Below are 14031 nucleotides of genomic sequence, written 5' to 3'. Positions count from 1 at the left end.
CACCCGCCGATGCTCAAGGCGCCGCTCACCCGCGCTCTCCCGCTGCTCGCCCTGCTCAGCGCGGCGTGCAGCGGCGACGTGCGCCGGTTCCCCCTGCGCGATCCGGTCTGGCGCGACGCCGACCTGAGCCCCGTCTCGCTGCCCTGCCGGCCCGATCCCGAGGCCCCCAGCGACGATCCGCAGCACCGCCTCTGCTCGCCCGCGCCCTACGAGTCCTCGTTCGCGTGGGACGCCGCCGACAACCTCGTCTTCCGCCCGGTGTCGCGGTTCTTCGCCGTGGATCCAGGGGGCGAGGCGGCCAACGTGAACAGCGTCGACGAGGTGCCGGACTCGAGCTGGTTCACGAACCGGCTCGGCAAGCGGCCGTTCTCCGCCGAGGAGCTGGTGCGCGGGCCGTGCGGCGACAAGACGCTCGATCCCGAGGCGCCGGACGGGTCCTGGGTCATCGACATGGGCAAGCCGAACGGCGCGAACCCCGGCTTCCGGATCAAGGTCGAGGGCGTCGGCAAGTTCATGCTCAAGGCCGACCCCTCGGACCAGCCCGAGCGGGCCACCGGCGCGACCGCCATCGCCGCGCGCCTCTACCACGCCGCCGGCTTCTGGGCGCCGTGCGACAGCGTGGTCTACCTGAAGCCGTCGATCCTGAAGCTGTCGCCCGGGCTCACCGTGACCGACAACAGCGGTGTCGCCAGGCCCTTCGATCAGGCGGCGCTCGACGGCGTGCTCGCCAAGGCCTCGAAGCGCGGCGACCGGGTCCGCATGGTCGCCTCGCGCTGGCTCCCGGGCCGCGCCATCGGCCCGTTCAGGTACGAGGGGACCCGGGAGGACGATCCGAACGACGTCATCCCGCACGAGGATCGCCGCGACCTGCGCGGGGGGCGCCTGCTCGCGGCCTGGCTCAACCACTTCGACTCGCGCGAGCAGAACTCGATGGATGTCTGGCTCGCCGAGGACCCGAAGGACAAGGACGCGTCGCCGGGCCACGTGCGCCACTACACCATCGATCTCGGCGACTGCTTCGGCAGCGAGTGGGAGTGGGAGGAGATCTCGAAGCGCCTCGGCCACGCCTTCTACTTCGACGCCGAGTACGCGCTCCTCGACTTCGTGACGCTCGGCATCCCCGAGCGGCCCTGGGACCGGGCCAGCCACGATCCGCAGGGCGACATCTTCGGCTTCTTCAGCGATCGCGATTTCCAGCCGGAGGCCTGGCGCGGCGGCTACCCCAACCCGGCCTTCGGGCGGATGACCGAGCTCGACGGCGCCTGGGCCGCCCGGACGCTCGCGCGCTTCACGCCGGAGCTCATCGAGGCCGCCGTGAAGACCGGCGACTTCACGGCGCCGCGGCACACCGCGTTCCTGATCGGCAAGCTCCTCTCGCGACAGCGCGCGATCATGGCGCGGTACCTGACGCGTCTGTCGCCCATCGCCGACGTCGCCCTGGCCTCGCCGGCGGCGCTGTGTGGCGTCGATCTCGCGCGGCGCACCGGCGTCGCGCGCCCGCAAGACCTCCGCTACGAGGCCGCGATGTACGCCGGCGAGGCGCTCGCCCTGCGCGCCCGGCCGGTCGTGCGCCCCTCGCCGGACGGCCGCGTGTGCCTCTCGCTCCCCCACATCGCCGCGGACGGCGGCGCGCCCGACGACGCGCCCTCGCGCTACGCCATCATCGATGTCCTGAACGGGCAGGCGCCCGGTCCGCTGCGCGCCCACCTCTACGACCTCGGGCCGCGCCGCGGCTACAAGCTCGTCGGCATCGAGCGCCCCGACGAGGCCGAGCCGCCCGACTGAGGTTCCCCTCGGGACACCCTCTGCCGCTCGATCAGAAGCCGTGGGTCGCGCCGACCATGAACCGCAGCTCCTGCAGGCCGGCCCCCTGCTCGAAGGTCTCGGTCGCCGAGCCGATCAGGACATCGATGGAGTGGTCACGCTCGCCGCTCGTGCGCAGGCCGAGCACGAACGACATGCGGAGCAGGTCGAGATCGAAATCGCGGAGGTGCTCACCGAACACGTTGCCCGCGGCGACCTGCACCGTGCCGTCGACGAACGCCCAGACCGGATAGCGGTACTCGAGCGTCGCCGCGGCGGCGCTCCGCCCGCGGAGGCGCCCTTCGCGGAAACCCCGCATCGGCGCGTCGCCGCCGAGCTCGGCGAGCTCGGTGAAGGGGACCTCCGCGGCGCCGAGCGGGTCGGCGAACGCCGCCGAGAGGACGAGGCTCACGATGCGATCGTGCCCGGTGAGGTCGACGAACCCGCCCAGCGAGCCGCCGTAGCGGAGCCACCGGCTCTCCAGCGGCCGCTCCAGGTCGACGGCGTGCTCTCCGGAGAGCTCCAGCCGGACGCCGTTGCCCCGCGCCGGGCGCGGCCGTCGCGAGTCGAGGCCTGCCCGGGCCCCGATCCGGTAGGAGGTGTATCCGGTGTCGTACGACGGCGGCATCGGATAACGGCCGCGCGCGACCCGGACGCCGACCGTCCGCTTGCAACAGACGTCGTGGAAGTCGACCGTCTTCGCGCCGGTGATCGCCTCGACGAAGCTGAATGCCCCGAAATCGGCGTGGAGCGTCGCCGTCCCCTCGACGCTGCGGGCATTGTAGCGGGCCCAGCCGCGCTCCAGCGAGCTCGGGCCGATCCCGGAGAACAGCCAGTCAGGCCGGGTGTCCGCCTCGCCGCGGAGCTTCAGGTGAGCGCGCCCGCCGAGGGGGATCCGGTCGGCGACCGTGAGCCTCCACCAGTCGACCCCGCCCGTCGCGGCGTGGACGCGGAGCTCGTTGCCGGGGACGAACAGGTCATCATAGAAGAAGTAAACGCCGACGCTCTCGCGAAAGCCGAAGTCGAAGAGCGCCGTCGGGACGACGCCGATGCTGTTGTTCGGCCCGAAGGTGAAGATGTCCTTGAGCTCCTTGATCCACTCACCCTGCTCCGCCGCGACGGTGAGAACGCCGAGCGGCCGCCGGACCAGGTACTCGCTGGCGAGGTAGGCGGGGAAGAACACGACGCGCGGCACCCAGAGCAGCGCGTCGCCGGCGCTCGTCGCCTCGTCCGGGCGACCGTCGTAGTCCGGCACAGGGCGCTTCGCGCCGGGCGAAAGCGGCGCCGCGGCGGGAGGCCGTGGCCGCGTAGCAGGCTCTGCCGGCGCGCGAGGCGCCGCCGGCGGCGCCCCCGGGACCACGGGCGGCGGCACGGCGCCCCCCGCCTGTGGCGCGGCCTGTGCCTCGGCGCACAGTGACAGCGACAGCGCGGCGCAGCTCGCGAGCGCGGCCGCGCGCCGCCGAAAGGCCGTGCCGAGCGCGCGCGTCGGTCCCTCCTCGTTGGTGCCCAATCCGCCTCGCCTCTCGCACGGAAACACGTCGCGGCGCGGGAGCATAGCGGAGTTCCCGACCCGAGAGACGCCTGTCTGCGCGGCGCGCGCCTGTCGAGCGTCCACGCGACGGCGCGGCGGGTGCGGCGGTTCACACGCGAGAGGGAGGTTGCCGGCCGGGACCAGGCTCGATAGCCTCCCGCGCTCGGCATCGGTCCTGTGCCGGTGCCGCCAGAACGGCGGTTTTCCGGGCATGGAGCGGCGGGTGGCGAGCACAGGCGAGAACGAGACACGGGCCCGGGGCGTGCTTCACAGGCTCCTTGCGATCTTCGCCGAGGTGAAGCCGCGCGAGGTCTTCAGCGTCCTCGTCCTCACGCTGAACGTATTCCTCCTGCTCACGGGCTATTATCTCCTCAAGGTGGTCCGCGAGCCGCTGATCCTCGCGGGCGGCGGGCTCGAGATCGGCGGGCGGCGGCTCGACTTCGACGGCGCCGAGGTGAAGGCCTACGCGGCGGCGGGCCAGGCGCTCCTCCTCGTGGGCGTGGTCCGCGCCTATGGCGCCCTGGCCAGGCGCTTCGGGCGCATGCAGCTCACCACGGCGCTCACGCTCTTCTTCGCCGCGAACCTCGTCCTCTTCTTCCTCCTCGCGCGCCTCGGCGTCCCCCTCGGGGTGCCCTTTTATCTGTGGGTGGGCTGCTTCAACCTCACCGTGATCGCGCAGTTCTGGTCCTTCGCCAACGATGTTTACACGCCCGAGCAGGGCAAGCGGCTCTTCGCCATCGTCGGCATCGGGAGCTCGCTCGGCGCCATGTTCGGCGCGCAGATCGCGAAGCGCGTCTACGTGCCGATCGGCCCCTACAACATGATGCTCCTCGCGGCGGGCGTGCTGCTCGCCTGCCTGGGGCTCACCTACCTCGTCCACCGCGACGACCTCGCGGGCTCGAAGGGCGCCGCGGACAAGGCCGACGCGCCGCCCGGGGGCGCGGCGGGCGGCTTCAAGATCATCGCGCGCGACCGCTATCTCCTCCTCATCGCCGGCCTGACGCTCGTCCTCAACTGGGTGAACTCGACGGGCGAGTACATCCTCGATCGCACCCTGATCGAGTCCGCCACGAGCGCGCTCGACCCGGGAAGCGAGCAGCGCGGCGCGCCGGACGCGGCCCCCGCCGGCGCAGCTCCGGGCGCGCCGCTCGCGGCGGGCGCGCCTGTCTACCTCGTCGATCCGCAGGCGTCGCGCCTGCTCGAAGGGAAGATCGCCGCCGTCAAGGGCGGCGCGTTCGACGTCGAGGCAGGCGGCAAGATCGTCGAGGGCGCCGAGGCGGGGCTCGTCCACCCGCGCACCGAGAAGGGGAAAAAGGCGGCGCTCGGCGCGATCATCGGGACCTTCAAGGGGGATTTCTTTTACTGGGTCAACACGTTCGGCGTCGTCCTGCAGCTCTTCTTCGTCTCCCGCATCTTCAAGTACCTCGGCGTGCGATTCGCCCTGTTCATCCTCCCGGCCATCGCTCTGCTCGGCTACGCGTCCCTCGCCGTCCTGCCGGCGCTCGCCGTCGTGCGCGTCGCGAAGATCGCGGAAAACAGCACCGATTACTCCATCCAGAACACCGCGCGGCAGGCGCTCTTCCTGCCGGTCGGCCGCGACGCCAAGTACAGCGCCAAGGCGGCCATCGACACCTTCGTCGTCCGCGCGGGCGACGTGCTCGCCGCCGTCGGGGTGATCGCCGGCCAGGTGCTCGCGCTCTCCACTCGCCACTTCGCCATGATCAATATCGCCCTCGGGCTCGTGTGGCTCGGCGTCGTGGCCGGCATCGCCCGGGAGCACAGGCGGCGCGCCGCGGACGAGCCGGCGGCGTCCGATGATCTCAAGGCTGCGTAGCCTCAGGGCCGCGCGGCGTTCGCCTTCCAGCCCTCGTAGGCGTCCATCAAGGCCAGGTACAGCCAGCGGCCGATGACCTCGGCCCCCGCGCCCGACGGGTGCGCGAGATCGGCGCCGCCGAGCCCACGCTGGACCCAGATCCCCATCGAGCCCGAGCCGCCCATCGCGCCGAAGGTGTCGAAGTAGCCGCAGCCGACCTGCCCGGCCACCCTGCGCTGGATCGCCGCGAGCTTCGGGATCACCGGGCGGCTCCGGTACACCTCGCCCTTCTTGTCGGCGCGGTCCATCGGGCCCACGAGCAGGCACGACGACCCGGGCAGCGCCGCGGTCACCTGCTCGAGCACCGCCTTCATCGTCGACTCGTATTGATCGAGCGGGAACAGCTCGCCGTCCTCGCTCTCGTTCATGCCGTAGTGGAACACCGTCAAGGACGGGCTCCGCGCGCGCAGCTGCTCGGCGAAATGGGCGTCGTCGCTCTTGTCGAGGAAGCGGATGCGGCAGCCCTGGATGCCGATGGCGTCGAGCACCACCCCCGGCGTGTCCCGCTCCATCCAGACGCCGAACGCCCGCACCCCCGGGCCGTGCGCCCGCACCTCGATGGCGTGCGGCCCGTCCAGGACCTCGTAGGTCGCGATCGCCGAGCCGGCCGCGTCGGCCCGCGTGTCGATCATCTCGCGGCTCTCGCCGTCGATCTTGATCTCCATCCGCCCGCCCTCGGGGTGCTTCAGGTAATCGACGGCGAACCGCGAGACCGCGCGCCCGTAGGTCCCGGACTCCGCGGTGGCGAAGCGCGAGAACACCCCCGCGCCCTGCGAGCGGAACGACACGCCGCCGAGCCCGTAGAGCCCGTCCTTGGCGAACGGGCCCACCACGCGGCTCACCTGCCAGCCTGGGCCGGCGAAGCGGACAACGTCGTTGTGGAAATATCCCGGCCAGGCGTTCGCCATCAGCATGAACCCGTGGCCGGCGTCCCCGAACCGCTTCTGCAGCTTGCGCCGCAGCGTCGCCGTCACGAAGTCGCTCGCCACGATGGAGTCGCCGAAGTAGGTGATGCGCGCGATCGACTGCGGCGCCTTGCGCTCCACCGCCGCGAGCGCGCGGAAGAACGGCGTCATCGCCTTGCCGCTCGGGTCCTCGATCGGCCGCGGCGGCTTGCCCTCGGAGGCGACCGCCGCCGGCATGAGCTCGGCGGCCGCGGCCGGCAGCGCGATTTCCTCGGGCTGGCGCAGCTCGGCCTGCTCGGTGGTCTCGGTGACGAGCGTCGTCTCGCCGACCGATGCCATCGGCGCCGGCGCCGGGACCACGACGAGCCCCTCCCCCTCGGGCAGCGGCGTGAGCACCCGCAGCCGCGACAGGCTCGGGTGCGCGTAGGGGACGAGCACGAGCAGCGCGAGCGTCGCCATCGCCCGGGCAGCCGGCGAGGCGAGCCCGTTCCGCGCCGGCGAGCTCACGGTCACGGAGCGTCCGCCGCGTCCAGCCGGAGGCACATCACGCCCGCCCGGCGGGGGCGCCTCGTGGACGTGGGCCTCGCGCGCATCCGGCGCGTGGACGGCCGGCTCGCGAGCCCTGGTGCTGCTCCTGGAGGTCATCGACGCACGTGGGAAAGAAGGATGGAAGCGGCGGCTACAGGCCCTTCTTCTCGAGCTTGTCCAGGGCCGCCGTCGCCTTGTCGCGGCAGACCGCGTCGCCCTGGTGGATGCAGATCGCGCGCAGCAGCTTGATCTCGCTGGCCGACGCCTTCCCGTTCCAGACCTTCGGCTCGAGCGCCCGCCGCTGCGCGGGGTACGAGCTCGAGTCGAGGCCAGAGCTCGCCGGCGCGGCGCCCGAGGCCGAGGGCGCCGGCGCCGAGGCAGAAGCCGAGGCCGATGGCGCGGGCGCAGGCGTGGGCGCGGGTTGCGGCAGCCAGGACGCCGGCGAACCGACGTGCTGCGGCACCGGCTCCGGCTCGGGCGGCGCCTCCGGGTCGACCTGCCGCCGCATCTCGGCCACCCGCGCGCGGAGCGCCGTCGGGACGCCCGTCGTCTTCGCGATCTCGTTGAGCAGCGCGAGCTTCTCCGCCTTGGTCCCGGCCTGCTCGACCTGCCGGAACATCCCCTCTGCCCAGCGCTCCTCGATCTCCTTGAAGCGCGGCGTCTCCCGGACCGGCGACGTCTCGGCGATCTCCTGCAGCTTCCGGTGCGCGGCGTCGATGTTCCCCGAGCGGAAGTGCTCCTGCGCCGCGTCGAGGATCTGCGCGTCGTCGCCCGCCTGCGCCGCCACCACGGGCCTCACGTCCGGCTCGGGCGTCGTGGACCCGTGCGACCGGGCGCGCGTGGCCACGATCACGGCGATGACGACGATCAAGGCGACCGCGAGCAGGAGCCCCATCGCCTTGCTCGCCCCGCCGAGCGAGCGGGACGACTGCGCGGAGGGGGCCACGCTCCCGTAGGCGCCCGGCGCCACGCCAGGCCCGCCGTCCGGCCCCGCGCGAAAGATCTTGCCAGCAGCGACGAAGCGGAGGCGGACGTCGCCGAGCTCGAGCGCGTCGCCCGCCTCGAGCAGGCCCCGCTTGAGCTCGACGCCGTTGATGCGCACGCCGTTCGCGCTCTGCTTGTCGACGACCTCGTAGCGGCCGCTGCCGAGGCTGATGAGCTCGGCGTGCAGGCGGCTCACGGAGCTGTGGTTGATCGAGATGGTCGCGTCCTCGGAGCGCCCGATCGTGAAGCGCTCGCCGTCGAGCGGGAACTCCGCGCCGGGGGTGGGGCCGACGACCATGACGAGCCGGTTCGGGCGGGTGTGGAGCGGCAGGTGCGCCGTGCTGCGGCTGCCCGGCGGCGGCGTCGGGCTCGTCACGGCGGACGAGAGCGCCTCATCGACGATCTCGATGCGGTAGTCGCCGAGCTGCACGAGGTCGCCGTGGCGCAGGTGCTGCTCGCCGTTGACGCGCCCGCCGTTGACGTACGTGCCGTTGTAGCTGTCGAGATCCCGGATGACCCAGCCCTGGCCGTTCTTGGCCAGCGTGGCGTGGGTGCGCGAGACGTTGCGATCGGTCAGCCGGATCGAGTTCGACTCTCCGCGTCCGAGCGCGTACTCCTCATGGGCGAGGGGGAGCCCCGTCTGTTTCCCCTCGTCATCCTCGATCGTCAGCTTCCACATAGCGGGTTCGGGGTACTCGGGCGGGGCCAGGCTCGCCCCGCGAGCCCCGGTGGATCCGTGGCACCCCACCGCTCGCCGTACGAGCCTCCTCAGCGAGGCGGGACTACTTTAGCGAGTCCGCCTCCGGGAAGGCAATGACGGCGCGCCGGCCCATGGCGGACGACCGGGACCGCGCCGTCGCCAGCGCCGAAATCCACGAGCGCGTCTCGGATCGTCGCGCGCGCCGGGCAAGCACCGGGCGGGCCAGGCAGGCCGCCCGCCGGCGCGGCGATCCCGGAAGGCCTGGCCGGACCTCCGGCGGGCGGAGCTAGTGGCCGCCGCCCACGGGCCGGAACGGATGGAGGAACGCCGAGAGCGCTCCCGGGTTCCGGGTCTGCAGCCAGAGCCGCCCGTGCCCCTGGAACTCGCAGACGAGCCCCTCGCCGGACAGGAACAGGCCCTTCAGGCCCGACAGCTTGCGCACCTGGTACCTCAGGCCCTCGGTGAACGCGAGCAGATGGGTGTTGTCGCAGAGATAGCCCTCGTGCTGGCGACCGACGTCGATCGCGTGGATACCGCCGTAGCTCGAGAACCAGATCAGCCCCTCGCCATACGCCCGGAGCAGCGACAGGCCGCCGGCGAAGAAGCCCTTGGCCCCCTGCCACTTCGTGTCGAACGTGATGCCGGGCGTGGAGGCGAGATAGGCGCCCGACTGGAGGAACACCTCCATGCCCGAGCGCAGCACGAGGCGCTCGATCGAGCCCTCGGGGGCCGGCGCGAGCCGCATCGACTGCATGGGCGCCGTCGCCGTGAAGGTGCTCTGGAAGAGGCTCTCTCCGGCCGTCATCCTGCGCTTGAGCGCGCTGGCGAGCCCGCCCTGCAGGCTGGTCTTCATGTCGATGGCCGCGTCGCGCGCGACCATCGCGCCGCTCTCCGCGACGATCTGCTCGCCGGCGTGCTCGAAGGTCACGTGGAGCACGCCGAACTCGGGGTTGCCTCGGATCTCGTCGCGCACGCCGTCCCCCGATCTCTAGGGCTGCCGCGGGGCGAGCCGCGCGCCGATCGCCGCGCCGTACCTGCCGGCGTTGCGCGACTGGACCCACAGGCTGCCGTTCCCCTCGACGTGGCAGACGAGGCCCTCGCCCGAGAGCCACGTGCCGAGCCACGTCGACGTGTTCTTGCCGATCCGGCAGGCGAGCGTCGACTCCCACGCTGCGATGTGCCCCGTGTCGATGACGACGTGGCCTCTCACCTCGAGCTCCTCGAGCGCGCCGAACGCGCCGATGATCATCTGCCCCTGCCCCGCCGTCTCCAGCGCGAAGAGCCCTGCCCCCGAGAAGAAGCCGCGCAGGCCGGACGAGCGCGTCCTCACCTCGACATCGGGGCTGGACGCGACATAGGCGCTGCTCTGGACGCACCATTGCCGGTCACCCACCTCCAGCACGGCCATGTCCCCGGACAGCGGTGTCGCGAACAGCACCTCTCCGCGCCCGCCCTCCGCGGCGAACGCGTTCCTGTAGAAGGATTCTCCGGCCAGCATCCGCTTCAAGCCCGACATGATGCCGCCCGACTGCGTCTCCACGCGCACGTTCGTCGACATGCCCACGAGCGCGCCGCTCTCGGCGAACACGCGCTCGCCCGGGTCGAGCCAGCACTGCGCGAGGGCCTGGGAGGGACGGTAGAGGAGATTCACCTGCATCGGACGTCTCCGCCGCTCCCTCAGGGCGGGAGCAGCGGCGCGAGCCACCCCACGAGCGCGCCGGCGCTGCGCGACTGGATCAGCACGCGGCCGCGGCCCGAGAGCTCGCACACCACGCCTTCGCCAGAGACCATGAGGCCCATGAGCCCGCCGCCAGGGCTCCTGATCGTGAGCGCGAGCGACGCGTCGAACCCGACGAGGTGCCCGCTGTCCACGACGAGCGAGCCGTCGCACGGGAGCTCCTCGATCGCCCCGTAGCTCGTGATCCAGAGATCCCCGACGCCGGAGGCCTCGATGAAGAAGACGCCCTCCCGCGCGAGGATGGCGCGCAGCCCACCCCAGCGCACCTTGACGTCGACGTCGCCCGCGCTCGCGAGGTACGAGCCCGCGCCGAAGAGCACCGTCTCTCCCTGGAGGCGGACGTGCTTGATGCCGCCGCTGAGCGGTGGGGCGAGCCACACCCACCCGCCCTCCGGCGCCTCGATCCGGTTCACGAAGAACGTCTCGCCCCCCGCGAGCTTCCGGAGCAGCGCGACGAAGAACGCCTTGAGCCGCCCGAGCAGCCCGGCCCCGCGGCCCGCGTTGAGCCGGACCTCCGTCCGCAGGCTCGGCGACCGCGCGACCATCGCGCCCGCCTCCGCGAGCAGCGCCTCGCCCGGATCGAGGCTCACCTCCAGCAGAGAGGACGACGGCTCATGCTTGGTGCGATGCTGCATTCGTCCACCCGCGGAGCGCGTACATATAACGGAGCGACGCCAGGAGCGGAAGCGGGAAGAAGGTATGTCGAGGTGAGCAGGATGCGGCGAATTTCATGTTTTCTGTCCAGCGGTTCGCTCGCGCTGACTTCTGCCCTTCAGCCTGGGTAGACTGACCGGGTGAGCGACAGGCGACTTACCGCCTCCGAGCCGACGCCGCGCAGCGAGCCGAGCCATGGGTCTGGCTTCGTCGCGGCGCCTCAGCGCATCGCCGGGCGCTACGAGATCCTCGGCCTGCTCGGCACCGGCGGCATGGGCAGCGTTTACCGCGTCCGCGACGTGGAGCTCGACGAGGTGGTCGCCCTCAAGATGCTCCGTCGTGATCTCGCTGACTCCGCCGGCATGCTCGAGCGCTTCCGGCAAGAGGTGAAGCTCGCGCGCCGCGTCACGCACAGGAACGTCGCGCGGACGTTCGACTTCGGCGACCACGACGGCGAGAAGTTCCTCACGATGGAGTGCGTCGAGGGCGAGTCGCTGCACGGCGTTCTCGCGCGGACGGGCCCGATGCCGTCGCAGCAGGCCATCGGCATCGGCTGCTCGCTCTGCGACGGGCTCGGCGCCGCGCACGCGGCGGGCATCGTGCACCGCGACCTCAAGCCCGAGAACGTCCTCATCGACAAGAACGGGCGCGTCGTCATCACCGATTTCGGCATCGCGCGCACCTCGTCCGGGCCGAGCGCCGGCGAGTCGCAGGGCTTCGTGCTCGGCTCCCCCGCGTACATGTCGCCGGAGCAGCTGACCGGCGAGCCCGACCTCGACGCCCGCACCGACATCTACGCGCTCGGCATGATCCTCTTCGAGTGCCTCACCCACCGGCGCGCGTGGCCGGGCGCCGGCGCGATCGCGGCCGCCATGTCAAGGCTCAAGTCCCCGCCGCCCGACCCGCGCTCCGTCCGTCCGGACGTGCCCCTCCCCGTCGCGGACGTCGTCCTGAGGTGCATGGCGATCCGCCGTGAGGACCGCTACGCCAGCGCGGCCGAGGCCCACCGCGCGCTCCTGCTCGCGCGCTCGCGCCTGTCGATCGCCCCGCAGCCGGCGCAGTCGCTCGTGTCCGCCATCGCCGCGTCCTCCGCCACGGCCGCGCCGACGGCGCCGCAGCCGATCGAGCAGAACCCGACCCGGGTCGCCGCGTCGTCGGTCGAGGCGGTCACGGCGCCGCAGCGGCGGCTCAACTCGCCCACGCTGGCGGCGCCCGCGCCCACGCCCGCGCCGACGCCGACGTCGTCGCTGAAGACGGTCGCCGTGCTCCCGTTCCGCAACGTCGGCGCGCCGGACGACGAGTACCTCGCCGACGGCTTCACCGAGGACCTCACCGACACCCTGTCGATGACCGCCGGCCTCAAGGTCCGGCCGCGCGCAGCGGTCTCCCGGGTGCGGCTCGACGGCCGCGAGCCCAGGGATGTCGGCCGCGAGCTCGGCGTGCAGGTCGTCGTCGAGGGGTCGATCCGCCGCACCGGCAGCGGCTACGCCCCGGAAGGGCCGCGCTCGCAGCCCCCGGCGCCGTACTCGCGGCCGGCGTCGCGCATGCCGCCTGGCGGCGTGCGCGTCACCGTGCGCGTCATCGGCGTCGAGGACGGGTTCCAGCTCTGGGCGAAGCGGTTCGACAGCTCGCCCGAGGCGCTGCTCACGGTGAGCGACGACGCGGCGAGCGCGATCGCCGCGGCGCTCACCGTCGACGCCGCCAGCCGCGAGCGCGAGTCGCCGAGCGACCCGCGCGCGATCGACCTGTACCTGCGCGCGCGCCACCAGATGCGGCGCCTCTGGTACGGGGACGCCGCGCCGGCCGTTGCGCTGTTCGAGGAGGCGCTGTCGTTCTCCCCGAACGATCCGAGCATCCTGTCCGGTTACGCGATCGCCTTCGCGCGGCTGATGGGCGCGCGGGGTGAAGGCGCGGCGCAGTTCGCGAAGGCGCAGCAGGCCGCCGAGCGGGCGATCGCGCTGGCCCCCGCGCTCGGCGAGCCGTGGGTGGCCCTCGCCACGGTCCGCTTCAGCGCGGGCGATCCGGTCGGCGCCGTCCCGGCGCTGCGCAAGGCGCTCCAGTGCGCGCCGAGCCTGGCCAAGGCGCACGAGCTGCTCGGCCGCATCCTCCTCGAGGCGGGGCTCGTCGACGAGGCGATGTTCCGGCTCGACACGGCGCTGGCGCTCGATCCGAGCGAGCCGTTCCCGCGCTGGGAGCTGGCGCGCGGCCGCGCGCTGCTCGGCGACTGGCCGGCGGCCGGCGTGCTGCTCGACCTGCCGGCGGAGGACCCGTCGAGCCGCTTTCACAAGGCGGTGATGCGCGCCCGCTTCGGGCTGTGGCGCGGCGCCGCGTTCCCCATCGACGATCTGCCGCTCGCGGCGGAGACCATCCCGATCCAGTACGCGCGCATCTACCGCGACGTGCTCGCGACGTCGCGGCTCTCGGACGAGCAGCGGGCGTTCCTGAGCGCGAAGGTGGACAGCTCCGAGCCGGGCAGCCGGCTGCGCCCGCTCTTCTTCCAGATGTACGCCGAGATCCTCGCCTTCCTCGGCGACGACGACGCGCTCTTCCGCGTGCTCGCCGGCGCGGTGGACGCAGGGCTCTTCGACGCCTTCTGGATGCAGCGCTGCACGGTGCTCGACCGCGCGCGCGCGGACGCGCGCTTCGCCCCGCTCCGCGCGCGCGTCGAGGAGCGGGCCGCGGCGATCATCGCCGCGTTCCGGGGCTGAGCGCCGCGGCGTCGCGCGTGCAGCTCAGCGCGCGCGGGCATGCGAGCGCCTCGCGCGCGGAGCTCGGCTCCTGCGCGCGGAGCTCAGCTCCTGCGCGCGTTCTTGGCCGCCTTGGAGACGGCGGGCATCAGCAGATCGCCCTCCACGTGCCCGGACACCTCCAGGATGGTGCGCCCCTCCGCGTCGCGCCCGGGGCGCTCCCGCGTGTAGCGCTCGGCGGGCGCGGCGAGCACCACGCCGAGATCGCGCGCGGCGCCGGTGAGCTCGGCCGAGAGCGCCTCGTCGACGAGGCGGGCCCGCTCGACGCTCGACGAGCCGGCGGGGATGGCGACGGCCACCGAGCCCGCGACGACCCCGCCCTTCGCGAGCAGCCCGTGCGGCGAGCCGGTCGTCTGCGCGAGCTTCAGCGCGACGCGCGCCGCCTCGCAGCGGTCGCGCGCGGCGGCGAGCGACGCCGCGCCGCGGCGGAGGATCTCGCGCGCGTCCTCCGCGGGAACGCCGCGGTACTCCTCGGCGAGCGCCGCGTTCGCCTCCCTGATCCGCGTCACCTCGGCCTCGGCGGCCGCGACGTCGGCCTCGTACTGGGACAGATCGATCGAGCTCATGG

General features: G+C 72.9%; 10 protein-coding genes. 3 read left to right on the top strand and 7 right to left on the bottom strand.

Translation table 11 applies throughout. The annotated features are described in order from the left end of the window. The first annotated feature begins 9 nt into the window (after nucleotides 1-9). Nucleotides 10-1785, top strand: coding sequence for a hypothetical protein (locus WME82_RS33575; protein WP_438038628.1), 1776 nt, complete (start codon nucleotides 10-12; stop codon nucleotides 1783-1785). 31 nt (nucleotides 1786-1816) lie between these two features. On the opposite strand, the gene WME82_RS33570 is transcribed toward WME82_RS33575, so the two are convergent. Next, nucleotides 1817-3313 (bottom strand): BamA/TamA family outer membrane protein, encoded by a 1497-nt coding sequence (locus tag WME82_RS33570; RefSeq protein WP_438038627.1) that lies wholly within the window; start codon nucleotides 3311-3313, stop codon nucleotides 1817-1819. Nucleotides 3314-3557: 244 nt separating this feature from the next. On the opposite strand from WME82_RS33570, the gene WME82_RS33565 reads away from it, so the two are divergent. Beyond that, on the top strand, nucleotides 3558-5168 hold the full coding sequence (locus WME82_RS33565; RefSeq protein ID WP_438038626.1) for an NTP/NDP exchange transporter: 1611 nt from the start codon (nucleotides 3558-3560) through the stop codon (nucleotides 5166-5168). A 2-nt stretch (nucleotides 5169-5170) separates the two neighbouring features. Here WME82_RS33565 and WME82_RS33560 read toward each other — a convergent pair whose 3' ends face one another. The 5 genes from WME82_RS33560 to WME82_RS33540 all read right to left on the bottom strand — a co-directional run bounded on the left by WME82_RS33560 (nucleotide 5171) and on the right by WME82_RS33540 (nucleotide 10697). Continuing rightward, nucleotides 5171-6625: a GDSL-type esterase/lipase family protein gene (locus WME82_RS33560; RefSeq protein WP_438038625.1), complete on the bottom strand. Its 1455-nt coding sequence runs from the start codon at nucleotides 6623-6625 to the stop codon at nucleotides 5171-5173. Nucleotides 6626-6791: 166 nt separating this feature from the next. Beyond that, nucleotides 6792-8303, bottom strand: a complete 1512-nt coding sequence (locus WME82_RS33555) for an FHA domain-containing protein (RefSeq protein WP_438038624.1) — start codon at nucleotides 8301-8303, stop codon at nucleotides 6792-6794. 307 nt (nucleotides 8304-8610) lie between these two features. Then, nucleotides 8611-9297: a TIGR00266 family protein gene (locus WME82_RS33550; RefSeq protein WP_438038623.1), complete on the bottom strand. Its 687-nt coding sequence runs from the start codon at nucleotides 9295-9297 to the stop codon at nucleotides 8611-8613. 15 nt (nucleotides 9298-9312) lie between these two features. Further along, nucleotides 9313-9981 (bottom strand): TIGR00266 family protein, encoded by a 669-nt coding sequence (locus WME82_RS33545; RefSeq protein ID WP_437740562.1) that lies wholly within the window; start codon nucleotides 9979-9981, stop codon nucleotides 9313-9315. Between the two features lie 20 nt (nucleotides 9982-10001). Beyond that, nucleotides 10002-10697 carry a TIGR00266 family protein gene (locus tag WME82_RS33540; RefSeq protein WP_437765230.1) on the bottom strand — a complete coding sequence of 232 codons (696 nt, stop codon included), beginning with the start codon at nucleotides 10695-10697 and terminating at the stop codon, nucleotides 10002-10004. A gap of 159 nt (nucleotides 10698-10856) precedes the next feature. Between WME82_RS33540 and WME82_RS33535 the strand changes: the two genes are divergently transcribed. Continuing rightward, complete coding sequence (locus WME82_RS33535) at nucleotides 10857-13424, top strand: protein kinase domain-containing protein (protein WP_438038622.1); 2568 nt, start codon at nucleotides 10857-10859, stop codon at nucleotides 13422-13424. Nucleotides 13425-13507: 83 nt separating this feature from the next. Here WME82_RS33535 and WME82_RS33530 read toward each other — a convergent pair whose 3' ends face one another. After that, a complete protein-coding gene (locus WME82_RS33530; RefSeq protein WP_437740559.1) occupies nucleotides 13508-14029 on the bottom strand; it encodes a hypothetical protein in 522 nt (173 codons plus the stop codon). Nucleotides 14030-14031: the final 2 nt, after the last annotated feature.

It is taken from the genome of Sorangium sp. So ce128 (assembly GCF_051525245.1).
GTDB classification, from domain to species: domain Bacteria; phylum Myxococcota_A; class Polyangia; order Polyangiales; family Polyangiaceae; genus Sorangium; species Sorangium cellulosum_B.
This window is presented reverse-complemented; position numbering and strand designations above follow the sequence as displayed.